Genomic DNA, 22,510 nt, shown 5'->3' with positions numbered 1-22,510 from the left:
AGAGCATTTACTTTTATAGTTATTGGTATGACTATAGGTACAGTTATATCTTCATTATTTAACTGATTACTCCAAGGAACGAATATGAAACTTTTTATTACTATTTTTCTACTCTTTTCACCACTTACCACTTTTGCTAATTCAAGCGTGCCTGCTAATCGCCATATTGCAGTGCAAGGTACTGCAGAGGTATTGGCAAAGCCTGATATGGCTCAAATATCTTTCGAAGTAATAAGCTTTAAAGACAAATCACTTGACGCTAAACGTGATGTGGATGACCGAGTGAATTTGTTATTTCAAGGGTTAAGCAAGTATGGTGTTAAGGAGACTGATGTTTCCGCTTCAAGCCTGTTAACCCAAAATGATGGCGATATGTTTGATGTCGAGAGCGGTACAGCAATTAATGCAGGATATGTAGCAATAAGAACACTTAAAGTAACATTAAGAAATATTGAAAAGGTGAATGATTTTATCGATTTTGCATTAAGTGTAAATATTAATGAAGTGACGAATATTGAGCTTATGTCTTCAAAAGCTGCGCTGTTAGAAGCTGAAGCAACACAAGGCGCAATAGAAAACGCTATAGTTAAAGGAAACGAGCTTGCTAAAGCGTTTGGGGCAGAACTTGGAAAAATTTACAGTATTAATTCACATTTTAACCGTTCAAGTTATGGTTATGGCGCAGATAGTTTTGAGCGAATAGTTGTGACCGGCTCTAAAGTGACTAGAAATCCATTTGAGCAAGGTAAATACCTGCAAGAAACGATTACATTTAAATCATCTATAAACGTGGTGTTTGATTTAGAGATAAAATAACAATTAGGGTATGAGGCATTAGAGAAATGGAATTAAATTATTTTTATATTGGGTTTGGTGTCATTGCATTACTGAATCTCATTGTTAGCGTTCTTTTAATAAAGCGCGATGATTTAGAGGTTTTTCAAAAAGTGGCGCAAGTCATATTGGTCTGGTTAATTCCGTTGTTTGCTGCGGTTGGTTTGTGGTTGTTTTATCGCTCACAGGATAAGCCCAAAAGCATACCTAAAAGCTTTGGTGGAGGAACTTCCTCTGGTACGAACACACACAATGGAAGCGGGTTATAAGCAAATTTTAACGTGTATACTTTAATGCTATGTGGGGATTTTCAACGTTAATTTAAAGTTTCTAATCGCCCCCTCTTATAATCAGGCGCAAGGTCGATTACAATACAGGCATCTAAAAGGCACATAGCCTTTATCTGCACGCTAAAAGAGTGGATTTTATATTTCATGGCAATCAAACTTGCAATTAATGGTTTTGGTCGTATTGGTCGAAATATTGTCCGCGCGTTGTACGAGTCAGGTTTGAGCGACGAGATTAAAATTGTTGCCATTAACGAACTGGCTGACCCTGAAGCTATTGCTCATTTATTAAAATACGACACATCCCACGGTCGTTTTTCTTTTCCTGTAAAACTTGGTGAAGACACCATTAGTGTTGCAGGCGATACTATTGCACTTTTTTGTGAAGAAAACCCAGTAGAATTACCTTGGCAAACCCTTGATGTAGATGTGGTACTTGAATGTACTGGTGTTTATCATTCGCGTGAGCATGCACAGTTACACATTACAGCGGGCGCCAAAAAGGTGTTGTTTTCGCATCCGGCTGATAACGACGTAGATGCCACAATTGTTTATGGCATAAACGACGATGAGCTTAAAAGCGAGCATACTATTGTATCTAACGGCTCGTGTACCACAAACTGTGTAGTGCCAGTAATAAAAGTATTAGACGATGCCTTTGGTATTGAGTCGGGTGCTATTACCACTATTCATGCATCGATGAACGATCAACAAGTGATTGACGCGTACCATCATGATTTACGCCGTACCCGCGCCGCGAGTCAGTCTATTATTCCGGTAGATACAAAACTTGCCCGCGGTATAGACCGCATATTACCTAAATTTGAAGGTCGCTTTGAGGCCATAGCTGTTCGCGTTCCAACAATTAATGTAACGGCTATGGATTTAAGTGTAACGGTTAATGCCGATGTAGATTTAAAGGCCGTTAATAATGCACTTAAAGCACAAGCAAAAGATAGACTCGAAGGTATTTTAAGCTACACCGAAGAGCCGCTTGTATCAGTTGATTTTAATCACGATCCACATTCTTGTATTATTGATGGCACACAGACACGAGTTAGTCACAAACGGCTGATAAAGTTACTTGTTTGGTGTGATAATGAGTGGGGATTTGCAAATCGTATGCTCGATACCGCGCGTGCGATGGTTGCAGTAACTCAGTAACTTTTTATATTACTATAATAATTTAAACGTATTTTTCAGGTTCAGTATCGTTAACTAAGGAGATATTCATGTCGGTCATAAAAATGGCAGATTTAGATTTAAACGGCAAACGCGTATTAATTCGTGAAGATTTAAATGTACCAGTTAAAGCAGGTAAAGTGACGTCAGATGCGCGTATTCGTGCTGCACTACCTACTATTAAATTAGCCCTTGAGAAAGGCGCTAAAGTAATGGTTATGTCACACCTTGGCCGTCCTACGGAAGGGGAATACAACGAAGAATATTCGCTTGCCCCTGTAGCTGATTACCTAAACGATGCGCTAGCGCAAACAGTACGTCTTGAAAAAGACTACTTAAATGGCGTAGATGTAGCTGATAACGAAGTGGTTGTATTTGAAAACGTGCGCTTTAATAAAGGCGAGAAGAAAAACGACGAAGCGTTATCAAAACAACTTGCAGCTTTATGTGATGTATACGTAATGGATGCCTTTGGTACAGCTCACCGCGCACAAGCGTCTACTCATGGTGTTGGTTTATTTGCTGATGTTGCCTGTGCAGGCCCATTACTATCGGCTGAACTTGAAGCTTTAGGAAAAGCACTTGATAATCCAGCTCGCCCATTAGTGGCTATTGTGGGTGGTTCAAAAGTTTCGACTAAACTAACTGTATTAGATTCACTGTCTAAAATTGTTGACCAGCTAGTAACTGGCGGCGGTATTGCTAATACGTTTATTGCAGCTGCAGGCAATCCGGTAGGTAAATCACTTTTTGAAGCTGATTTAATGGATGAAGCAAATCGTTTATGTGCAGCAGCGAAGGCAAATGATGGTGAAATTCCAGTTCCTACGGATGTAGTGGTAGGTAATGAGTTTTCAGAGTCAGCAGTTGCTACGCTTAAAGATGTAAGCGAAGTGACTAGCGACGATATGATTTTTGATATTGGCCCAGATACCGCCAGCCAACTTGCTAAAATTATTGCAAATGCAGGCACGGTAGTATGGAATGGTCCTGTAGGTGTATTTGAGTTTGATCAGTTTGGCAACGGCACGCGTGCTATTGCTCAAGCAATTGCTAATTCAAACGCATTTTCAATTGCGGGTGGCGGTGATACTTTAGCTGCAATTGATAAATACGGCATAGCCGATAAAGTTTCTTACATTTCTACCGGTGGTGGTGCGTTCTTAGAGTTTTTAGAAGGCAAAAAGCTTCCAGCAGTAGAAATGCTAGAGTCACGCGCTAAATAAAGTTATTTAGCCGTGTAAAGTGAGGGGAAACCCTCACTAATCATTAATTATTAAATACCTCTCACCCTAATTTAATAATTAATGTGTACGAAGCTTAACTGCAGAGCAGTGGGTTTCGTGGTGTTATTTAAACGCCAAACTAACATATCCGTTCAAACTAGATGGCAGTGAAATGCTATCGATAAATTGGAGAATACCCAATGGCTTTAATCAGTATGCGACAACTTTTAGATCATGCAGCTGAGCATGGTTACGGCGTACCCGCTTTTAACGTGAATAACCAAGAGCAAATGCGCGCAATAATGGAAGCGGCTGACAAAACAAACAGCCCAGTAATCGTTCAAGGATCAGCAGGCGCTCGTGCTTATGCCGGTGCTCCATTTATTCGCCATATGATTTTAGCAGCCGTTGAAGAATGGCCACATATCCCTGTCGTAATGCATCAAGATCACGGCACCTCGCCTGGTGTTTGTCAGCGTTCAATTCAACTTGGTTTTTCATCAGTAATGATGGATGGCTCGTTAATGAGCGATGGTAAAACGCCTTCAAGTTATGAATACAACGTTGAAGTTACTCGCGAAACAGTGGCTATGGCACATGCGTGCGGTGTATCGGTTGAGGGCGAGCTAGGTGTATTAGGTTCACTTGAAACGGGTGAAGCGGGCGAAGAAGACGGTGTAGGCGCAGAAGGCAAATTAACAACTGATCAAATGCTAACTGATCCTGAAGAAGCCGCTGACTTTGTAAATAAAACCCATGTTGATGCGCTTGCGATTGCATGTGGTACATCGCACGGGGCTTACAAATTTACGCGCCCACCAACAGATGATATTTTAGCAATTGATCGCATTAAAGCCATTCACGCACGTATTCCTAACACGCATTTAGTAATGCATGGATCGTCGTCGGTACCACAAGAATGGCTAGAGATCATAAACCAGTACGGTGGCGAAATTCCTGAAACCTACGGTGTACCAGTTGAGCAAATTGTTGAAGGTATTAAGCACGGTGTTCGTAAAGTAAATATTGATACCGATTTACGTTTAGCGTCTACCGGTGCTATTCGTCGTCATATGGCGCTTAATCCATCTAACTTTGATCCACGTAAATACCTAGCAGAAGCTACAAAAGCGATGACAGAGATTTGTGTTGCACGTTACAACTCGTTTGGAACGGCAGGGCAGGCTGGTAAAATTAAACCAATTTCTCTTGATGACATGCACCTTAAATACTTAAGCGGCGAGTTAGCACCACAGATTAAATAATCGATCGATTAAACAGATCAATGTGTAAGGCCAGTAATATTATTACTGGCTTTTTTATTGCCTGCCAATAGCAGATCATGCAATTACCAACGGTATCAATTGGGATCACTCATTTACTAACACAGGTTGTATTGGATCATTACTTTACTAAGTAAACGTAATTTTTAGCTTTATTTAGCATTAAAAATAATCAGATCTTTTTTTATTTGTACAAACAATCAACAGCTTAACTTTTTGAGTAGGTAGAGTATTGATCTCAACATTGATCGCCTTGGTAAAAATCTGATCTTTAAAGTGAAGCTTAGTAAAATCCAGATCTATTAAAAGCTGAGTAAATACAAACAAAGGCAGACTTAGTAAAGCAATGATCTGAGTATTCGAACATATTTAAAGTTTAGTTTTTGTAAGTACTAAAAATGTCTTTATTCAATTTTTAAAATATATAAATTTGTGACAGTAGTGAGGTTTTTATTATTAATTTGGCTTTTTTTTACCCCGATTTTAATTTACACGTTACACTTTCATAAAAATGTAATACTTAGTCATAATAATGAAAACTTATTCGATAGCTTAAGAGATAAATTGGAATGTCACGTAAAGTACTAGTCGTAGACGACGAAGCGCCTATCAGAGAGATGCTTGTTTTTGTATTAGAGCAAAATGGATTTCAGGCAATTGAAGCTGAAGATTATGATTCTGCTATTGCTGCAATGGTTGAGCCTTACCCTGATATGGTATTGCTTGATTGGATGTTGCCTGGCGGAAGCGGTATTCAAATTGCTAAAAAGTTTAAGCAAAACGAACACACGCGCCAAATACCTATTATTATGCTTACAGCTCGCGGTGAAGAAGAAGACAAAGTACGCGGCTTAGAAGTAGGCGCTGACGACTACGTAACTAAACCGTTTTCGCCAAAAGAATTAATGGCGCGTATTAAAGCGGTTATTCGTCGTGTGTCGCCAACCTCTTTAGAAGAAGCGATTGAAGTGCATGGCTTACGCTTAGATCCTATTTCTCATCGTGTTACTTCTGAAGGAAATGAGCTTGATATGGGCCCTACAGAGTTTAGGCTCCTTCACTTTTTCATGACTCACCCTGAACGGGTTTACAGCCGTGAACAATTGTTAGATCATGTGTGGGGAACCAATGTGTATGTGGAAGACCGTACTGTTGATGTTCATATTCGCCGTTTACGCAAAGCAATTGGCCCGTTAGGACACGATCGTTTGGTTCAAACCGTGCGTGGTGCAGGGTACCGTTTTTCAAGTAAACTATAACCTACTTAAACACCAGCTTAGTTTTATACGTGTATAACTACTCTAAGGTAAAGTGAGTGTATGTATCGAGTTGTTAATAAGCAGGCGTTAATAAAACGTCTGTTTATCTATTTTTTACCCTTACTATTAATTGGTGTGCTAGTTGGCGCACCTTTTTTGCTTTTATTTTTAGGCTCTTTTTCACTTCTTGTTTGGCATTATCATCAATTATACCGTTTAAGCGATTGGCTTTTAAATCAGCGCAGTTTTAACCCCCCTGAAGGCGAAGGTGCATGGGAGCAAGTGTTTGAAGGCATTTATCACCTACAACACCGTAACCGAAAAAAACGAAATGAATTGGCCGATTTAATTAGGCGATTTCGTGATGGGGCCGAAGCAGTACCCGATGCTGTTATTGTGCTTCAAACCGATTTAAGCATTGTGTGGTGCAATCAGCTAGCGCTTAAGGTACTAGGGCTGCAGTGGCCTACCGATCATGGGCAGCGCTTAGATAACTTAATACGCGAACCTAAGTTTGCAAAATATATGCACAAAGGTAATTTTGACGAAGCACTAGAACTTGATAATGGCCATGCTATTGAACAAGTGCTTGAGTTTAGGGTAATGCCCTATGCAACTACGCAGTTAATGGTTGTGGTGCGCGACGTAACCCGTTTAAAGCAGCTTGAACAAATGCGTAAAGATTTTGTTGCCAATGTATCGCATGAGCTGCGTACGCCGCTTACGGTGGTTACAGGCTACCTTGAAATGATGGACAGCGACAACTTACCGCCTCCTGCAATGTGGAATAAAGCACAATCTACCATGCTTGAGCAGTGTAAACGTATGGACAGCTTGGTCAGCCAGTTATTATCCCTTTCCCGAATAGAAGGTTCGCGCCGACAAGACAACGATAAAGCGATTAATGTACCTCAGTTACTTGGTTATATTCAAACAGAAGCCCAGTCTATTAATCAAGACAAAGGCCACGAATTACTCTTTGATATAGATAACACACTCGACATAAAAGGCTCTGAAGATGAGCTGCGTAGTGCGTTTTCTAATTTAGTCTTTAACGCTATTCATTACACTAAACCTGGCGGAAAAATACAGGTTAGCTGGCTTCGTAAAAATAATACCGCTTGTTTTACTGTTGTTGATAACGGTGATGGCATTGCTGCAGAACATATTAATCGACTGACTGAGCGGTTTTATCGTGTGGATAAAGCACGAAGCAGAACCACAGGTGGGTCTGGTTTAGGCTTGGCAATTACAAAACATGTGTTAACACGTCACGATAGTAAATTAAATATCACCAGTGAAGTTGGAAAGGGTTCTTGTTTTTCTTTTTGTTTTTCAATAGATAAGATCGTTGAACCCCAAAATAAACAACAAGTTTTGGTAAAGTCATAAAAGTGTCATTTAAGAGTCATATCATTGTCATGTACTCACTTTAGAGTGGGCAGCAGTTAGAAAATGGGACGAACAAATCGGAGAACCCACATGAAATTTAAAAATTTAGTTGCCGCAATGGGTGTGGCTGTTACAACTTTCGTATCTGCTCAAGCAGTGGCTTTAGATCAAGACATTCCTGAGTATCAAAAAATCAGCGGCGTATCAGGCAACTTTTCATCAGTAGGTTCTGACACTTTAGCTAACATGATGACGTTTTGGGCTGAAGAGTACAAACGTATTTACCCAAATGTAAACATTCAAATTCAAGCGGCAGGTTCTTCTACAGCGCCTCCAGCATTAACCGAAGGTACTGCTAACCTAGGTCCAATGAGCCGCGCAATGAAATCAAAAGAAATCGAAGCGTTTGAAAAACGTTACGGTTACAAGCCAACAGCCGTTCGCGTAGCTATTGATGCACTTGCTGTTTATGTACACAAAGATAACCCTATTGAAGGTCTTCGTATTGACCAAGTTGACGCTATTTTCTCATCAACTCGTAAGTGTGGTGCGTCAGAGCAAGTTAACCGTTGGAGCGATGTAGGCCTTGAAGGTAGCTGGGCAGCACGCGACATTCAATTATACGGACGTAACTCTGTATCAGGTACTTACGGTTACTTTAAGAAAAAAGCACTGTGTAAAGGTGACTTCCGTAATAACGTAAATGAACAGCCGGGTTCTGCATCTGTAGTACAATCAATTTCGTCTTCACTGAACGCAATTGGTTACTCAGGTATTGGTTACAAAACGTCAGGTGTACGTACTGTTCCATTGTCTAAAAAAGGCACTAACTTTGTAGATGCAACACTTGATAACGTTGCGCAAGGTAAATACCCACTTTCTCGCTTTTTATACGTGTACGTTAACAAGCACCCAAATAAAGCCTTGTCTCCGATGGAAGCTGAATTCTTAAAAATGATTCTTTCAAAAGACGGTCAACAAATTGTAGAAAAAGATGGTTATGTTCCTCTTTCTGCAAAGCTAGTTGAAGTAGAGCTTAAAAAGCTAGGTTTAAAATAATAAATCTAAGCAATAAAAACCGCTCATTGAGCGGTTTTTTTGTGCTTAAAATTAAACATTTTAGGGAATTAAATACCACCTAACTTTTCAGCACGTGCTTTACATTGGTTGTATGTTTCTACACATTTAGCAGAACACACCTGTTGCTTAAGCCCTTCAGCTGTTGTTTGTTGCTCGCAGGTGCTTTCGCAACGAAAGTTTTGTTGAGCACATTGGTTCATCTCGGCATTTTCAACATGGTTTTGACAACCGACTAAAACAGCTAAAGTGAGCGCAACCACGCTTGTTTTTATTAATATATGCATTTTTAATCCTTAAAGTAAGCTCAATAAATTAAATATCGACCTGCATGTTGTCAATTAATCTCACAGAGCCTAAAAAGGCGGCGGCTAAAATAACAAAATGGTTATCATCGAGTGTAGCACTTTTTAAGGTATCTCGTTGAGCTATCTCAAAATAGTCTGGCTTTAAGCCTGCTTGCTCTAGGCTTTGTTTAGCATGTGCTTTAAGCGAAGTGAAATCTTTATTACCTTGCTTAAGCTGCTCGGCACACTGGCCTAGCGCTTTAAATAAAGCAGTTGCTGTTGTTTTTTGCTCTGCTGATAGGTAGCCATTACGTGAGCTCATAGCAAGCCCTGATACTTCACGCATGGTGGGTACACCAATAATTTCAACAGGCATAGATAGGTCGCGAGCCATCGTTTTAATCACTTGCAGTTGCTGAAAGTCTTTTTCACCAAAGCAAGCGTAGTCAGGTTGCACCAGGTTAAATAGCTTAGTCACAACAGTTGCAACGCCTTTAAAGTGCCCTGGGCGCGAACCACCACAGTAACCAAGCGACACGCCTGGTACGTCAACAAAGCTTTGCTCACCAAGCCCATTTGGATAAATTGTGCTAACACTTGGTGTAAATACAATATCAGTACCTAATTCTGCAAGGCCTTGTTTGTCCTCTGATAATGTACGTGGGTAGTTATCTAAATCTTCGTTAGCGCCAAATTGCATTGGGTTTACAAAAATACTAACAACCACTTTATCAGCTAAAGTTTTTGCTTTTTCAACGAGTGAAAAGTGTCCTCGGTGTAAATTGCCCATTGTTGGTACAAACGCCACACTCAAGCCCGCTTGTCGCCATGCTTTAATTTGACTACGTAAAGATTTAATTTCAGTAATTGACTGCATTATTTAAACTCATGTTCAGCACTTGGAAAAGCGCCACTTTTTACATCGGTACAATATTTTTGAACGGCCGCTGGCATGTTGCCAGTTTCTAATAAAAAGTTTTTTGAAAATTTTGGAATATAACCTGCCGAAATACCCACTAGGTCGTGCATTACTAATATTTGACCGTCGGTCACATTACCAGCACCAATGCCTATGGTTGGAATACTAAGTGCATCAGTAATACGTTTTGCCAATGCACTCGGGATACACTCAAGTACTAATAATTGTGCGCCAGCGGCTTCAAGTGCTTTTGCATCATCAATCATTTTTTGTGCTTTGTCTTCTTCGCGGCCTTGGATTTTAAAGCCGCCAAATACGTGCACAGATTGAGGGGTAAGGCCTAAGTGCCCACACACAGGAATACCTTGTTGAGTAAGCGCTTTAATACTGTCGTAAAGCCATTCGCCACCTTCAAGTTTAACCATGTTTGCACCAGCGCGCATAAGTTCTGCGGCATTTTTACAGGTGTCGTTAACGCTTGAATATGTCATAAATGGCATGTCAGCAATAACAAATAATTCACGGCTTCCTGCACGCACACAGCGCGTATGATAAGCAATATCTTGGTTGGTTACGCCAAGCGTATCATCACCGCCTTGCAGCACCATACCTAATGAATCACCGACTAAAATAACGTTAACGCCATTATCATGAAATAACTTTGCAAAGCTTGCATCGTAAGCAGTTAATGCTGTGATTTTGTTATTTTCTGCTTTCATTTTATTTAAAGTAGAAACGGTTATTTTAGACATAATATTCCTCGCAGGCACAAGCCTTGGTTAATTACAGAGGTAATTGTTGTAAGTCGTTGAGCGGTAAATTAGTTGCAATGGTTTTTAGTGCAATGCCGCTGGGTAAAATAAGTTCTGGCGCAAGTTCAAGCAGTGGATACACCACAAACTCGCGTTCATTCAAGCCATAATGGGGCACAGTTAAGCGTGCAGTATTAATAATTTTATTACCAAACAAAAGGGTATCTATGTCTAGCGTTCGAGGACCCCAACGTTCAGCTTTTCTAACACGGCCGTGCTCTAGTTCAATTTTTTGTGTTAAATCAAGTAGCTGTTCTGGTTCAAGATGGGTATTAATACATGCAACTGCGTTAATGTAGTCGGGTTGGTCTTGCGGTCCCATGGGTTTACTTGCGTAATAGTGAGACACGCTTACAAACTCGCTATGCGGCAGTTTTTTAAGTGCCGCAATCGCGTTATCAAGCTGTTGTTTAGGCGAGCTTAAGTTAGCACCTAACCCTAAATAAACACAGTTCATGTTATTACTCAGCTGGCTTTCTTGGTGCGCGGCGACGAGAGCGTTTACGCGGCTTTGGACCACCTTGATGACCTAAGTTTTTAACCATGTCTTTTTGACCGTTAATATCTTGGCTAAGGTATTGAGTCCACCACTGTGCAAGTTCTTTATGCTCAGTTTCACCCGCATCAACGCGCAATAATAAAAAGTCGTAAGCGGCTTTAAAGCGCGGTTGTTGCGTTAACCTGTAAGCACGTTGGCCTGCACGTTTATCTAAACGGTGCTGGATGTGCCAAATATCGCGCGCACCCAACGTAAAGCGTTTTGGAACTGCAATATGTTGTGCGCTTTCGCTAAGTACTTTATTCATTGCTTGTGCAAAGGCATCGTACTCGCTAAGTTGTTCTTCGGCTTGAAGCTTTTTGGTTATTGCTAAAAGTGGGAACCATAATAGCGCGGCAAAAATAAATGCAGGCGTTACTTTTTTATCAGCATTTATGCGTTTATCGGTATTTTGAAACATTTGCTGAACAAAGGCTTGTTCTAAGCCATTTGGGTTGGCTTCTAAAATTTTATCAAGCGCAGGAAATAATGCACGGAAAAGCCCGTATTGGCGAAGCATTAAAAAGTTAGCTTCAGCTTTACCGTTTAAAAACAGTTTAAGCACTTCTTCAAACAAACGCGCCGGTGGAATGTTATCAAGTAAGCTGGCAAGCTCGCTGATCGGCTTTTCGCTATTAGGCGCAATGCTCATATCAAGCTTTGTTGCAAATCGAACTGCGCGTAACATACGCACTGGATCTTCACGGTAGCGTGTTTCAGGATCGCCAATAAGCTCTATTTGTTTTGCTTTAATAGCGGCTAAACCATTGGCGTAATCATGAATGCTAAAATCGTTAATTGAGTAATACAGCGCGTTAATTGAAAAATCACGGCGCTCGGCATCTTCTTCAATGCTACCAAATACGTTGTCGCGTAATAATTGCCCTTCAGTACTTGATTGGCTTATTTGGTTTTTAGACTCAGGCGCTTCGTGATGACCGCGCATGGTTGCCACTTCAATAATTTCACGGCCAAAAACAATGTGCGCTAAACGAAAACGGCGACCAATTAATCTACAGTTTCTAAATAGCTTTTTAACTTGGTCGGGCGTTGCGTTAGTGACTACATCAAAGTCTTTAGGTTGTTGACCTAACAATATATCGCGAATACAACCACCAACGAGGTAGGCATCAAAGCCACCGTCTTTTAATCGGTATAAAACTTTGATTGCATTTGGGCTAAATTGTTTACGAGAAATACCATGCTCACCGCGCGTGATTACTAATGGTTCGCTGCTTACAGAGGCAGAGGCATTTTCAGCACTCGTATTTGGGCCGATTATCTGTCGGCAAAATTGAAAAAGCTTGGAAATAATAATCCGTCTCCTAGAAGGTGTTGATTGGCCTTTCATCGCAATCAAAAATAACCGCAAATAGTGGTGTTAAACCCCAATACTCACCGTCTTACTCAAATAGCACATATTTAGGCGGCTATCATATACCAGCAGGGTTTAAAAATTAAGTTGATGTGTTGAAATTAAGCTGTTTTTAACGATTTTATTTACACAGTTTAGTAAATTGCTTGGCTTAACTTGTTTGCTACTGAGAAATTTGTATTTCAGCGACTTGCGGCACTTGCTTTAACTCAAAGGTATTTACGCCCCACTCAATGAGTTGCTCAGTAGTTAAATCCATTAAATTGGCATGAGTTGGCAAGCCTAAAAATTCAAAGACACTTATCAATGCGGGTTTTGGCTCTGCTTTACTAATTGCAGGAGCGTAGTTTTGTTTAGATAGTTTAAAACCGGGCTTGGCAACGGCTAAAGGTAAGTGAGCAAACTCAGGAATAGGGTGATTAAGTTGTTTAAATAAACTGATTTGCCGTGCTGTTGGCTCAATTAAATCGGCGCCTCTAACAATCCTATTTATGCCTTGGTCAATATCGTCCACAACAACCACTAATTGGTAGGCGAATAAGCCATCACTGCGCTTTATTATATAATCTTCGTGTGCCAGCTCGCTACTAACACAAATATCACCTTGAATCAGATCGTTAAAGTGTGTGGTTGCATGGCATTGTGTTAATCGAAGTGCGCCTGTATGGGTTGGGTGTCCAAGGTTTTTACACTGGCCTTGGTAAATTCCACCCAATGCTTTTATTTGTTTTCGGCTACAGTGGCAAGCATAAACACATTGTTGATTTTCAAGGGAGCTGACTACGTCTTGGTATAAATCGAGCCGCTTAGTTTGATAAACAACTGATTCATCCCAGTGGAGGCAATAGGCTTGTAAGGTATTTAGAATATCGGTGTCGGCATTTTTCACCACCCGAGTGGTGTCTATATCCTCGATACGGACGAGCCAAGACCCTTTATTTGCTTTTGCATCAAGGTAACTGCCCACAGCCGCAACAAGTGAGCCAAAATGAAGTGGCCCAGAAGGAGACGGTGCAAAACGACCGCGATAGTTGCGCATAGGCGCAGTAACGGCTGTAGGTGGCATGCTAATTAATAGGGTTAATTAGCCGCGTCCAGCTTGTTTTTCTTTAATTTCTGCAAGTGTTTTACAGTCTACGCATAAATCAGCAGTTGGTCGCGCTTCTAGGCGGCGAATACCAATTTCAATACCACAAGACTCACAAAAGCCAAAATCATCTTCTTTAATTAAAATAATTGTTTTTTCAATTTTTTTAATTAATTTACGTTCGCGGTCACGAGTTCGAAGTTCTAAAGAAAACTCTTCTTCTTGTGCAGCGCGGTCAACTGGGTCAGGAAAGTTAGCAGCTTCGTCTTGCATATGCGATTTTGTACGATCAACTTCGTTACGTAAATCGTTACGCCAAGTTTCTAAAATCGTTTTGAAATGAGCACGTTGTGCTTCATTCATATACTCTTCGCCTGGTTTTTCTTGGTATGGTTCTAAACCGGCTTGAGCCAATAAACCATGTTTCTTTTGGTCTGGCATAACTCTCTCCTAAATCCTTAATTTAATGCCTCAGCATTAGCCGGCGGTATAAATAACAGAAACTTATACCCTAGGCAAATTTATTTTTAATTATTCGAATTAGCTTCAACCATGCTTTGCGAGTAAAAAGTGCGTTAAATGAGGGTGCTTATTTAACTAACTTACTGGTTTGTAAAACTTGCCTATATATGAGGGCAAAACTTTAAAAAACAAGTTTAACTCTGGAATTGATTTTTATTGCTTCAATCTTTTCATCGCGTTGTTTGTTCTAATTACAATTACTGAGCTTAATGATTGGGTTATACATTAAGCTACAAATGCTATTTTTTTATGAAGAACGACTTCGTTTGCGCAAATAAGTGCTTTATAAGCGATAACTTCAACACCGCCATCGATGGCTTGTTGTAAAAGCGCTGCGTATTTTTCATCAATATGCGCCGCCGCGCTAACAATATTAATACCCTCATGCAAAACAGCGAACATTAGTACGGCGCGATGGCCTAATTCGACCACTTCAATAAGTTCGCGAAGGTGTTTTTGTCCACGCAGTGTTTGTGCATCCGGAAAGTAACCTTGGCCGCTGTGTGGATCATCTTGGCTTATTAAAGTGACCGATTTAACTTCAACGTAGCAGCTTGGTTTGTTTGGGGTTGTGAGTAAAAAGTCGATTCGGCTATTTTCACTGCCGTATTTAACTTCACTTTGAAGTTGCTCATAGCCTGTTAATTCATCAATCACTTTATGATTAATCGCTTCTTCTACTACTTTATTGGCTACCGCTGTATTAACACATATTAATTGCCCTAAATTGTTTTTGGTCAGCTCTAATGAATGTGGATATTTTCGTTTTGCGTTATCGCTGGTTGAATAAAAAGCAGTAAAACCTGGTTCGGCGCAGCCGGTCATTTTTCCGGTGTTAGCACAATGGGCGGTAAACTCAGCGCCATTGTTTAATTTTAAATCAGCTAAAAAGCGCTTGTAGCGTTTTAATAGTGTGGCTGATTGCAGTGCAGGTGTGTACTTCATGGTTGTGTCCAATGCGGTTAAATAGCGTGATAGGGGTTATTTATCTCAAGCTGTTGGGAACTTAGGCGCACTATAGTAAACTCAACAGCACATTTAAGTGCAAGGATATTCTAACATGAGTGAAAAATTTGTTGTTCAACTAAGCGAACACGCAGCACCGAGTCATTGGGGCGAAAGCGCAACGTTGTCTTTTAACGAGCGTGGCGCAACCGTTCATTTATCTGAGCAAGAAACATTAAAAAATGTTCAAAAAGCAGCGCGTACAATTGCTAATCAAGGTGTTAAGCATGTTGAGCTTGCGGGCGACACCTGGTGCACAGAAAGCCAATGGGCTTTTTACCAAGGCTTTGTAACACCAAAATTGTTAAATGGTGTTGAATTTGTTGATAACGCACAGTCAGATCTTAAAGAACTTGCGCATTTAAAAAGCTCAGCAACATGGGCGCGTGAAATGGTTAATGGCACCGCAGACGATATATACCCTGAAAGCCTTGCTGAAAAAGCAGCTGAGTTTATTCAATCACTTGCGCCAGAGCACGTAAGCTACCAAATAATTAAAGGCGATGCGTTATTAGAGCAGCAATGGATTGGTATTCATGCTGTTGGTCGCGGAAGTGTTCGCCCTCCGGTATTGTTAGAGCTTGATTACAACCCAACAGGCGACGATAACGCACCCGTTAGTGCAGCCCTTGTGGGTAAAGGTATTACGTTTGATTCGGGCGGTTATTCAATTAAATCGAGCGAAGGCATGCTAGGGATGAAGTGCGATATGGGCGGTGCTGCAACAGTAACGGCTGGTTTAGCACTTGCTATTAATCGTGGTATTGAAAAACGCATTAAATTATTCTTATGTTGTGCTGAGAACTTAATTTCTGGCCACGCTTACAAATTAGGCGACATTCTTACTTACAAAAATGGCACAACCGTTGAAATTGTAAATACTGATGCAGAAGGGCGTTTAGTGCTTGCCGATGGCTTAATGGCTGCGGGTGAAACAGGCGCGCCTTTAATTATTGACGCTGCAACATTAACGGGGGCAGCGTTGGTTGCTGTTGGTCAAGAATACAATGCGTTGTTTGCACTAGATAAAGAGCTTGCGCGTGAGGTTGAAGGTTTTGCATCTCAAGAAATGGAAGCAGCTTGGCCATTACCACTTGAAAAGTGGCACCAACAAAACTGCCCATCACCTTATGCTGATACGGCTAACAGCCGAGCGCAAAAAGGTGGCGGCTATGGTGGTGCGTCAAATGCTGCAGGCTTCTTATCACGCTTTGTGCCAAACGATGGCAAAGGTTGGGTACACATTGATTTAGCTGCTGCATTTAACATGGGTAGCACGAGCCAATGGGCTGCAGGCGCAACAACACAAGGTATGCGCACGGTTGCTCGTACGTTGCTAGAAAAAGCATAATATTAACTAAGTTAGGCTTTTTATATTAAAATTAGGCACCGTTTGGTGCCTTTTTTTATCTACAAGCAAGCAATTTTATTTAATTTACGGTAAAATCCATCGCCAATACCTGTTTGAGTGGCTAAGTTAGTTTTACTCTAAACTACGCTCAAATATAATATCCACCACTGGGGTTTCTAACTATGTCAGATAAGTGCTATATCACAGCTCAACAGTTACTTGAAGATTCATTCCGCGTAGCGGCACAAGTATACAAAGACGGCTTTCGTCCTGATTTTATTATAGGTATTTGGCGAGGTGGTGCACCAATTGGTATTGCTGTGCAAGAATATTACGATTACAAAGGTATTGAAACTGACCACATTGCAGTGCGTACATCGTCTTATTACGGTATTGGCCAGCAATCAAAAGAAATTAAAGTACATGGTTTACATTACATTGTAGAAAACGCTAATGCGGGTGATTCTCTGCTTATTGTTGATGATGTATTTGACTCAGGGCGCAGTATTGTTGCACTAAAAGAAAAGCTTTCAGAACTAATGCGCTTAAATTTACCACGCGATATTCGAATTGCTTGCCCATACTACAAACCAAAAAATTCAAAAGTAGATACCGTGCCTGATTACTACATTCATGAGTCGGAAGAATGGTTAGTATTCCCGCATGAATTGTCGGGTTTAACACCGGATGAAATTATTGAAGGTAAATCAGACCTAGTAAAAATTCACGATATTTTGTTAGAAGATTAATACAACGAGTGCATCGAATGCATATTTAGCCTTACGAACGTGTTATTCGTTTTTAGGGCAATAAAAAAGGCCTTAATTGGCCTTTTTTTGTGTGCTTAGAGTTGTGCAAAGCTGTCTACATATTCACTAAGCATTGGAATATCGACCGCTTGTAAACCATTAGTACTTCTTTGCACTAGGCCTTTTTCTACTAACTCTGTTACAACACGCCTGTAAGCTCGCTCAGTGGTTGCAAAACGTTCTGCCTCTGCGTTTACCGTTGGGTAGGCTCTAAGTAGGGTAGGGTTGCTATTCTCGGCTCTCAGCAGGCAATCTTTAGCTATATTGTAACTAAGTGGCAGTAATAACTTATCTAAGTTGATTTTTTGATTTTCTTGAAACTTAGCCGCAATAGTTTGTGCTGTGTATAAACTTAGCTCTGGTTTTTCGAGCAATAATGCACGCCAATGCCTTAATTCAATCAGGTTGTAAGTCACATCACTAAAACACGTTACCGTATAAATACACGGATTGTTGTTAAGTGCTTCTATTTCACCTATCAGGGTATTATTACAATCCAGTTGTCCTAGCAGCAGGCGTCGTCCGTTTCCTACGTCATAACTAAATGACACAGTGCCGCTGCGCACAAGCACAAGCTTGCTTAAAGGCTGATCTTGATGGATCAGCACTTCTTTTTTTGATTGTTGATAACTACTACCTGCAAAGGTTAATAGCTGTTCAACAAGATAACTAGAAAAATGGTATTGAAACATCAATATGCTCTTCGGACATTTGTCCTATTTATTATGTTTTAATGACGGTAGCATTAACACATTAAGAATTTACGCTAACTTGCTACTAATACTTTTAGCTTTGCTATGGGTATTATTTTACCTTCATTTCCCGTGTAATGATTTAAGAATTTGTTGGTTTTTTTGCCGGCAAACTTTTTCAGGTTTTTAAGCAAGTTAGCTTTTTATTTACGTATGTCACTTCGCTTAATTATTAATATGAGAGAGCTACCCTCTTACTAGCCAATTATTTTTCAAAATCTAAATAACGATCATAATTAAGCAAAGTGCTATTACTTTGCAATACTTACAACTGTAATAAGTTAGCATTAGTGTAATGCTAACCCAAAGGTTAGGAGAGAACAATTGAGTTGGGAATATTTAGGCTATATTGCGTCAGCTTTATTGGTTGCATCACTCACTATGACCGATGTAGTAAAGCTTCGTTGGTACAACATGTTAGGGTGTATTGTGTTTACGGCTTATGGCGTAGCTATTGGTGCTGTTCCTGTTGTTTTTACCAACGCGTTACTGGCATTGGTTAACTTGTATCACATTATAAAATTATACCGTCAGCCAAAAGCTGTTCAGCCAGAGGCACAGCAGCCAAAAAGCTAAATGACATGGTTTGTAATAAAAAGGGTTAACTTTCGTTAACCCTTTTTTGTTTTTATTGAATGGCGTCTAACATTATTCCATCTGTTTTGCGTGTCGGATATAAAGATTCAACAATAAAGCTAGGTATAAACCCTTTAGCAGAAGAGACTACAACCTTAGATTTTGCACCTATAATGCGAGCATTAACAATCACGCCTCTGTTCGTATATGTAAGGGTTCCAGATAGTGTATATTCAATATGCGGGTAGCCTTTAATTTCTTGCCCATTACGACTAAATGAAAAATCACCCATAGGTGTAACATGAACGGCACCAGTATGTTTATAGTCTACAACTGATAGCCCAAACTCTTGCAACTCAGAAATAAAACTTTCAGCTAAGTGATTGCCAAAAATATTTGTGGTTTGCAAGTTGTCGTCAAGGTTAACAAAAGATGTAATTGCTATAGGCGTACTACTATTAATGTAGTTCATGTTTTCAATTAGCTTCATGGCTAATTGCTCAGTGTAATTGCTTAATAACTTACTGCTGTTAACTGGCCGATAGTTATTCTCAGGGAATTGCCAATTGCTTACTCTTGGGTAATTGTTTTCTTCGTATTTAACATATGATTTGTGGTGATGCTTGTTATTGTGTGGCGCATGGCCGTTATAAATAGGGTGGGTAGAACAAGCTGATAGTGAAAGAGTAAATAGTGCCGATAAACTCAAAGTTACTTTTTTTGATAACATGCTTTCATCCTGAAACATAATAAGAAATTATAAGTACTTATGATTATCGACACGCTTTTTAATTACTTTAGTGATATTTATTAATTTATTTATCTATTTAAAACTAATGCTTTATTGTTATTCTTTTTCATAGCGCTTCATACCGGCAATCCATGTTTGTAGCACCTGGGTTTTGTATATATCTTCAACGGGTACTTTAAAGTAATCTTTATCCACTAGAATAAAGTCGGCCCATTTACCTTGCTCTAAGCTCCCTATTTTAAACTCTTGATGCGCAGCATAAGCACCGCCCAGTGTAAATGCACGTAGTGCATCTTCGCGGCTTAGTACTTCGCTTGGACGCCAGCCGTTTTCAGGCAGTTTGTTATGATCCATTCGCGTTATTGCTGAATATAAACCATCAAACGGGTTTGCAAGCTCTACAGGGTAGTCAGAACCCGCAGCAACCACTGAACCTTGTTGTAAAAATGTTTGCCATGCGTATGCAAAGCTAAGTTGCTTTTCAGTTAGGCGTTGCTCTGCCATATGCATGTCAGACGTAGCGTGAACAGGTTGCATTGATGGAATAATTTTTAGTGCTTTAAATCGAGGAATATCGTCTGGCGTTACTATTTGTGCGTGTTCTATGCGGTTGCGCAGTAAAATACCGCCTGTTTTTTTAAATACATTTTCGTAGGCGTCTAAAACCACACGATTGGCCTTGTCACCAATGGCATGGGTGTTGGCGGTAAAACCGTTTTTAAAGCTTTGCGTAAATAAAGCTTCGAGTTTTTCTTGGGTTTCAAGCATCAAACCATGATGTCCAGCACGATCGGCATAATCTTCAATAAGCGCTGCGCCACGCGAACCTAATGCACCATCGGCATACACTTTAACACTGCGAATTTCCATAAAATCGTAGTTATCGTGATATGGCCCCGCTTTTAACATCGCTGGTAAATCTGGGCTAGCACCACTTAGCATTGCCACAATACGCAGAGGTAAATTACCTTGATCGCCGCGTTCTTTGTACACTTCCCATGTGGCTTTATCTATGCCAGCGTCGTGAGTAGAAGTAATACCTAAGCTTAATAAGTGCTTTCCTGCGGCATCTAGCGAGTTGCTAATATCTTGTTTTGAAGGGGCTGGCATGTGCTGAACAATTAACGACTCAGCTTTATCAACAAAAATACCGGTAGGGTGACCAAATTCATCTTTTATTACTTCACCGCCTTTTGGCGATTTTGTATCGGCGTTAATGCCCGCAAGCTCAAGCGCTTTTGAGTTAACCCAAATTGCATGGCTATCAACACGAGATAAAACAACCGGACGATCGCTTACTACTTTGTCTAAATCTTTAGCGGTAGGAAAGCGCGTATCTGGCCATAACTCTTGGTTCCAGCCACGGCCGATGATCCAACCTTGTTTGCCTTGCGCAAATTGCTTTAGTTTATTTGTAACATCATCAACCGACTTAGCGCCGCGTACATCAAGTTGCGATAAGTTATCTCCTAGCCCAATAACGTGGCCGTGAGCATCAATTAAGCCGGGCAGTAATGTGTTGCCTTCTGCATTTATTAATTTGGCATCTGGGAAGCTTTCTTTTAGTGTGTCGCCGCCTACTTTTACAACTTTGCCATCTTTTATAACTAAAGTGCTAAATTGCTGAAGTTCACCTTTTTGCATTTTGCCTTTATAAAGCGGGGTGTAGCCATTAGCATTATAAATAACTTTGGTTTGTGCAATGGCAAAGCTAGAGCCCGCACAAAGGCTGGCAAGTACAAGTGGTTTAAGTAATTTTTTGAGTAACATAGGACACTGTTTTGTTATTTTTAGTGCAATAACACTAGCAAACCCTTTTTTAGAATACCAACAGGATGCGATAAGCTCGTAAATTAGACAGGTAAAGCTAAGCTGGTTGCTTAGCTATTAAATTAATTAAGTTAGAAAGGTTACTTAAGTTAGGGCTACTTACTGGCATATAAATGGTATTCGCTTAGTGTTAGCCGGCCGTCTTTATCTTGGTCGTAACGAATAAACTTAGACCATAAGGCGGGGTCTATTGAGGCTTCAGAACGCGTTAAAAATCCGTCTTTATTTCGGTCTATTTTTTTAAACTGATTGTTAATACTGTCACTTGCGGCAAAGCTTGATGCACTAAATACAGTGAGAGTGCACACAATAAATAAGTGTATGGGGTTCATTAAAATACTCAGTAAAGATTGTTAGTAAGGTAGTTTTTAAATTCAATTAATGAAATTTGTTTATCTTGATTTTCATCCCACATTATAAAAGTGCTAAGTAACTGTGGCTGGCGCTCTAATTCGTTATGGGTAAGGTAACCGCTTTTATCTGTATCGAGGTGATCAAAGCGTTGTTTTACATCAAGTGCTAAGGCATTAAAACTTAACAGCAATGCCGTGGTGGTTACAAAGCAACGTATCTTCATGGTAGTCCTTCCAAAAGGGTAATTAAGTTGTATTTAATAACAAGGTATAAAGCTTGATAAGATAAAGCACTTGCCATAATTTAACTCCCAACATTAAATCCTTTTACACACTCCCTCAGGGATTATGGCAAATGCTTTAGTACACTTTACATGCTAAAAACTTAAGCAAAACTTAATCTGTTACGGCTTAAAGTTTTCAAACTCTGCTTTAGAGATCATCTCATCGTTGTCTTCATCTAAATCGGTAAACTGTCTAAGCAGCTCTTTATCCTCCTTAGCTTCAACAAACGAGATACTTCCGTCCATGTTTGTATCTAAGTGTGCAAATCGCACAGCCGAAGGAGATGCCAACACTGTTGCACTAATAGCTAAAAATAATAATAAAAACGCGGCAATAAGTTGTTTCATAATTTCATTCCTTTTGAAGTTGAATTATTGAATAAATTTACTAAATTCATTTAGCGACAGTTGACCATTTTGGTCTGTGTCTATTTGTGCAAAGTTTTCTTTAAGCACAGCATCCATTTGGGCCTCAGCTTCGCTTAACAAGCCGTTATTATCCTTATCTAGCGCATCAAACGTAGCCTCAACGTCCATAGCATGTGCGTCTGTATTAACTAAACCTAATGCAAGTAATATTGAAAAAACCAACGCTTTTGCTCTCATGAGTATTTCCTTATTAAATTCATTTGTCATACCTACTAACAAAAAGGGTGCCATGTTTTGTTTTTGTTTATTTTCAATGGTTTACGTTTTATTGCTTGAAAGGGGAGGTAAAA

The 22,510-nt window shown here is 40.1% G+C and carries 26 protein-coding genes; 11 read left to right on the top strand and 15 right to left on the bottom strand.

The features are described from left to right. Nucleotides 1-84 precede the first annotated feature (84 nt). The 8 genes from PS1M3_RS12835 (at nucleotide 85) to PS1M3_RS12800 (ending at nucleotide 8,522) form a co-directional block, all read left to right on the top strand. Nucleotides 85-816, top strand: a complete 732-nt coding sequence (locus PS1M3_RS12835) for an SIMPL domain-containing protein (RefSeq protein ID WP_203984676.1) — start codon at nucleotides 85-87, stop codon at nucleotides 814-816. A gap of 26 nt (nucleotides 817-842) precedes the next feature. Then, nucleotides 843-1,103 (top strand): hypothetical protein, encoded by a 261-nt coding sequence (locus PS1M3_RS12830; RefSeq protein ID WP_203984668.1) that lies wholly within the window; start codon nucleotides 843-845, stop codon nucleotides 1,101-1,103. 165 nt (nucleotides 1,104-1,268) lie between these two features. After that, a complete protein-coding gene (gene epd, locus PS1M3_RS12825) occupies nucleotides 1,269-2,285 on the top strand; it encodes an erythrose-4-phosphate dehydrogenase (protein WP_006791866.1) in 1,017 nt (338 codons plus the stop codon). A gap of 68 nt (nucleotides 2,286-2,353) precedes the next feature. Next, nucleotides 2,354-3,529, top strand: coding sequence for a phosphoglycerate kinase (locus tag PS1M3_RS12820; RefSeq protein ID WP_006791867.1), 1,176 nt, complete (start codon nucleotides 2,354-2,356; stop codon nucleotides 3,527-3,529). Nucleotides 3,530-3,729: 200 nt separating this feature from the next. Then, on the top strand, nucleotides 3,730-4,794 hold the full coding sequence (fba, locus tag PS1M3_RS12815) for a class II fructose-bisphosphate aldolase (RefSeq protein ID WP_006791868.1): 1,065 nt from the start codon (nucleotides 3,730-3,732) through the stop codon (nucleotides 4,792-4,794). Between the two features lie 587 nt (nucleotides 4,795-5,381). Beyond that, complete coding sequence (gene phoB, locus PS1M3_RS12810; protein WP_006791869.1) at nucleotides 5,382-6,071, top strand: phosphate regulon transcriptional regulator PhoB; 690 nt, start codon at nucleotides 5,382-5,384, stop codon at nucleotides 6,069-6,071. A gap of 60 nt (nucleotides 6,072-6,131) precedes the next feature. Next, entirely contained in the window at nucleotides 6,132-7,463 is a 1,332-nt protein-coding gene (gene phoR, locus PS1M3_RS12805; protein WP_039036458.1) for a phosphate regulon sensor histidine kinase PhoR, read from the top strand. Between the two features lie 90 nt (nucleotides 7,464-7,553). Continuing rightward, nucleotides 7,554-8,522: a PstS family phosphate ABC transporter substrate-binding protein gene (locus tag PS1M3_RS12800; protein WP_006791871.1), complete on the top strand. Its 969-nt coding sequence runs from the start codon at nucleotides 7,554-7,556 to the stop codon at nucleotides 8,520-8,522. Between the two features lie 68 nt (nucleotides 8,523-8,590). On the opposite strand, the gene PS1M3_RS12795 is transcribed toward PS1M3_RS12800, so the two are convergent. The 8 genes from PS1M3_RS12795 to sfsA form a co-directional block, all read right to left on the bottom strand. After that, the gene (locus PS1M3_RS12795; protein ID WP_203984666.1) at nucleotides 8,591-8,827 is read right to left on the bottom strand and encodes a hypothetical protein; all 237 of its coding nucleotides are present in this window, start codon (nucleotides 8,825-8,827) and stop codon (nucleotides 8,591-8,593) included. Nucleotides 8,828-8,855: 28 nt separating this feature from the next. Continuing rightward, nucleotides 8,856-9,704 carry a pantoate--beta-alanine ligase gene (gene panC, locus PS1M3_RS12790; RefSeq protein ID WP_203984664.1) on the bottom strand — a complete coding sequence of 283 codons (849 nt, stop codon included), beginning with the start codon at nucleotides 9,702-9,704 and terminating at the stop codon, nucleotides 8,856-8,858. Beyond that, nucleotides 9,704-10,498, bottom strand: coding sequence for a 3-methyl-2-oxobutanoate hydroxymethyltransferase (gene panB / locus PS1M3_RS12785; protein WP_006791874.1), 795 nt, complete (start codon nucleotides 10,496-10,498; stop codon nucleotides 9,704-9,706). The genes panC and panB overlap by 1 nt, the downstream gene beginning before the upstream one ends. 31 nt (nucleotides 10,499-10,529) lie before the next feature. Then, the gene (folK, locus tag PS1M3_RS12780; RefSeq protein ID WP_008130948.1) at nucleotides 10,530-11,015 is read right to left on the bottom strand and encodes a 2-amino-4-hydroxy-6-hydroxymethyldihydropteridine diphosphokinase; all 486 of its coding nucleotides are present in this window, start codon (nucleotides 11,013-11,015) and stop codon (nucleotides 10,530-10,532) included. Between the two features lie 4 nt (nucleotides 11,016-11,019). Beyond that, nucleotides 11,020-12,447 carry a polynucleotide adenylyltransferase PcnB gene (gene pcnB / locus PS1M3_RS12775; protein ID WP_006791876.1) on the bottom strand — a complete coding sequence of 476 codons (1,428 nt, stop codon included), beginning with the start codon at nucleotides 12,445-12,447 and terminating at the stop codon, nucleotides 11,020-11,022. Nucleotides 12,448-12,634: 187 nt separating this feature from the next. Then, complete coding sequence (gene gluQRS, locus PS1M3_RS12770) at nucleotides 12,635-13,537, bottom strand: tRNA glutamyl-Q(34) synthetase GluQRS (protein WP_203984662.1); 903 nt, start codon at nucleotides 13,535-13,537, stop codon at nucleotides 12,635-12,637. Between the two features lie 18 nt (nucleotides 13,538-13,555). After that, nucleotides 13,556-13,999 carry an RNA polymerase-binding protein DksA gene (gene dksA, locus PS1M3_RS12765; protein WP_006791878.1) on the bottom strand — a complete coding sequence of 148 codons (444 nt, stop codon included), beginning with the start codon at nucleotides 13,997-13,999 and terminating at the stop codon, nucleotides 13,556-13,558. Between the two features lie 306 nt (nucleotides 14,000-14,305). Next, nucleotides 14,306-15,025 (bottom strand): DNA/RNA nuclease SfsA, encoded by a 720-nt coding sequence (gene sfsA, locus PS1M3_RS12760; RefSeq protein WP_203984660.1) that lies wholly within the window; start codon nucleotides 15,023-15,025, stop codon nucleotides 14,306-14,308. 115 nt (nucleotides 15,026-15,140) lie between these two features. Between sfsA and pepB the strand changes: the two genes are divergently transcribed. Together pepB and PS1M3_RS12750 are read left to right on the top strand one after the other, a co-directional pair. After that, nucleotides 15,141-16,436 (top strand): aminopeptidase PepB, encoded by a 1,296-nt coding sequence (pepB, locus tag PS1M3_RS12755; protein ID WP_203984658.1) that lies wholly within the window; start codon nucleotides 15,141-15,143, stop codon nucleotides 16,434-16,436. 182 nt (nucleotides 16,437-16,618) lie between these two features. Beyond that, nucleotides 16,619-17,185: a phosphoribosyltransferase gene (locus PS1M3_RS12750; RefSeq protein WP_006791881.1), complete on the top strand. Its 567-nt coding sequence runs from the start codon at nucleotides 16,619-16,621 to the stop codon at nucleotides 17,183-17,185. 95 nt (nucleotides 17,186-17,280) lie between these two features. Here PS1M3_RS12750 and PS1M3_RS12745 read toward each other — a convergent pair whose 3' ends face one another. Beyond that, nucleotides 17,281-17,937, bottom strand: a complete 657-nt coding sequence (locus tag PS1M3_RS12745; protein WP_010555776.1) for a Crp/Fnr family transcriptional regulator — start codon at nucleotides 17,935-17,937, stop codon at nucleotides 17,281-17,283. 384 nt (nucleotides 17,938-18,321) lie between these two features. Between PS1M3_RS12745 and PS1M3_RS12740 the strand changes: the two genes are divergently transcribed. Next, nucleotides 18,322-18,573 (top strand): YgjV family protein, encoded by a 252-nt coding sequence (locus PS1M3_RS12740; RefSeq protein WP_008130966.1) that lies wholly within the window; start codon nucleotides 18,322-18,324, stop codon nucleotides 18,571-18,573. Between the two features lie 52 nt (nucleotides 18,574-18,625). On the opposite strand, the gene PS1M3_RS12735 is transcribed toward PS1M3_RS12740, so the two are convergent. The 6 genes from PS1M3_RS12735 to PS1M3_RS12710 all read right to left on the bottom strand — a co-directional run bounded on the left by PS1M3_RS12735 (nucleotide 18,626) and on the right by PS1M3_RS12710 (nucleotide 22,397). After that, on the bottom strand, nucleotides 18,626-19,303 hold the full coding sequence (locus PS1M3_RS12735) for a FlgO family outer membrane protein (protein ID WP_010555777.1): 678 nt from the start codon (nucleotides 19,301-19,303) through the stop codon (nucleotides 18,626-18,628). Nucleotides 19,304-19,420: 117 nt separating this feature from the next. Continuing rightward, nucleotides 19,421-21,094 (bottom strand): amidohydrolase, encoded by a 1,674-nt coding sequence (locus PS1M3_RS12730; protein ID WP_203984656.1) that lies wholly within the window; start codon nucleotides 21,092-21,094, stop codon nucleotides 19,421-19,423. 155 nt (nucleotides 21,095-21,249) lie between these two features. Continuing rightward, on the bottom strand, nucleotides 21,250-21,486 hold the full coding sequence (locus PS1M3_RS12725; protein WP_203984654.1) for an EF-hand domain-containing protein: 237 nt from the start codon (nucleotides 21,484-21,486) through the stop codon (nucleotides 21,250-21,252). An 8-nt stretch (nucleotides 21,487-21,494) separates the two neighbouring features. After that, entirely contained in the window at nucleotides 21,495-21,731 is a 237-nt protein-coding gene (locus PS1M3_RS12720; protein ID WP_203984652.1) for an EF-hand domain-containing protein, read from the bottom strand. A gap of 180 nt (nucleotides 21,732-21,911) precedes the next feature. Then, nucleotides 21,912-22,139, bottom strand: coding sequence for a hypothetical protein (locus tag PS1M3_RS12715; protein WP_006791887.1), 228 nt, complete (start codon nucleotides 22,137-22,139; stop codon nucleotides 21,912-21,914). 24 nt (nucleotides 22,140-22,163) lie between these two features. After that, nucleotides 22,164-22,397: an EF-hand domain-containing protein gene (locus PS1M3_RS12710; protein WP_203984651.1), complete on the bottom strand. Its 234-nt coding sequence runs from the start codon at nucleotides 22,395-22,397 to the stop codon at nucleotides 22,164-22,166. Nucleotides 22,398-22,510: the final 113 nt, after the last annotated feature.

This window comes from Pseudoalteromonas sp. PS1M3, from assembly GCF_016865405.1.
In the GTDB taxonomy this organism is placed as follows: Bacteria; Pseudomonadota; Gammaproteobacteria; order Enterobacterales; family Alteromonadaceae; genus Pseudoalteromonas; species Pseudoalteromonas marina.
The sequence above is the reverse complement of the archived record's forward strand: the minus strand, read 5'-3'. Positions and strand labels throughout refer to the sequence as shown.

Bases quoted from the DNA above. Each gene is read 5' to 3' on its own strand.
- PS1M3_RS12835 (WP_203984676.1), top strand. From the start codon at position 85: ATGAAACTTTTTATTACTATTTTTCTACTCTTTTCACCACTTACCACT.
- PS1M3_RS12795 (WP_203984666.1), bottom strand. From the start codon at position 8,827: ATGCATATATTAATAAAAACAAGCGTGGTTGCGCTCACTTTAGCTGTT.
- PS1M3_RS12830 (WP_203984668.1), top strand. From the start codon at position 843: ATGGAATTAAATTATTTTTATATTGGGTTTGGTGTCATTGCATTACTG.
- gluQRS (WP_203984662.1), bottom strand. From the start codon at position 13,537: ATGCCACCTACAGCCGTTACTGCGCCTATGCGCAACTATCGCGGTCGT.
- PS1M3_RS12725 (WP_203984654.1), bottom strand. From the start codon at position 21,486: ATGAACCCCATACACTTATTTATTGTGTGCACTCTCACTGTATTTAGT.
- PS1M3_RS12750 (WP_006791881.1), top strand. From the start codon at position 16,619: ATGTCAGATAAGTGCTATATCACAGCTCAACAGTTACTTGAAGATTCA.
- pepB (WP_203984658.1), top strand. From the start codon at position 15,141: ATGAGTGAAAAATTTGTTGTTCAACTAAGCGAACACGCAGCACCGAGT.
- folK (WP_008130948.1), bottom strand. From the start codon at position 11,015: ATGAACTGTGTTTATTTAGGGTTAGGTGCTAACTTAAGCTCGCCTAAA.
- PS1M3_RS12720 (WP_203984652.1), bottom strand. From the start codon at position 21,731: ATGAAGATACGTTGCTTTGTAACCACCACGGCATTGCTGTTAAGTTTT.
- dksA (WP_006791878.1), bottom strand. From the start codon at position 13,999: ATGCCAGACCAAAAGAAACATGGTTTATTGGCTCAAGCCGGTTTAGAA.
- panB (WP_006791874.1), bottom strand. From the start codon at position 10,498: ATGTCTAAAATAACCGTTTCTACTTTAAATAAAATGAAAGCAGAAAAT.
- pcnB (WP_006791876.1), bottom strand. From the start codon at position 12,447: ATGAAAGGCCAATCAACACCTTCTAGGAGACGGATTATTATTTCCAAG.
- PS1M3_RS12715 (WP_006791887.1), bottom strand. From the start codon at position 22,139: ATGAAACAACTTATTGCCGCGTTTTTATTATTATTTTTAGCTATTAGT.
- PS1M3_RS12820 (WP_006791867.1), top strand. From the start codon at position 2,354: ATGTCGGTCATAAAAATGGCAGATTTAGATTTAAACGGCAAACGCGTA.
- PS1M3_RS12730 (WP_203984656.1), bottom strand. From the start codon at position 21,094: ATGTTACTCAAAAAATTACTTAAACCACTTGTACTTGCCAGCCTTTGT.
- sfsA (WP_203984660.1), bottom strand. From the start codon at position 15,025: ATGAAGTACACACCTGCACTGCAATCAGCCACACTATTAAAACGCTAC.
- PS1M3_RS12800 (WP_006791871.1), top strand. From the start codon at position 7,554: ATGAAATTTAAAAATTTAGTTGCCGCAATGGGTGTGGCTGTTACAACT.
- PS1M3_RS12710 (WP_203984651.1), bottom strand. From the start codon at position 22,397: ATGAGAGCAAAAGCGTTGGTTTTTTCAATATTACTTGCATTAGGTTTA.
- phoB (WP_006791869.1), top strand. From the start codon at position 5,382: ATGTCACGTAAAGTACTAGTCGTAGACGACGAAGCGCCTATCAGAGAG.
- PS1M3_RS12735 (WP_010555777.1), bottom strand. From the start codon at position 19,303: ATGTTATCAAAAAAAGTAACTTTGAGTTTATCGGCACTATTTACTCTT.
- epd (WP_006791866.1), top strand. From the start codon at position 1,269: ATGGCAATCAAACTTGCAATTAATGGTTTTGGTCGTATTGGTCGAAAT.
- PS1M3_RS12745 (WP_010555776.1), bottom strand. From the start codon at position 17,937: ATGTTTCAATACCATTTTTCTAGTTATCTTGTTGAACAGCTATTAACC.
- phoR (WP_039036458.1), top strand. From the start codon at position 6,132: ATGTATCGAGTTGTTAATAAGCAGGCGTTAATAAAACGTCTGTTTATC.
- fba (WP_006791868.1), top strand. From the start codon at position 3,730: ATGGCTTTAATCAGTATGCGACAACTTTTAGATCATGCAGCTGAGCAT.
- panC (WP_203984664.1), bottom strand. From the start codon at position 9,704: ATGCAGTCAATTACTGAAATTAAATCTTTACGTAGTCAAATTAAAGCA.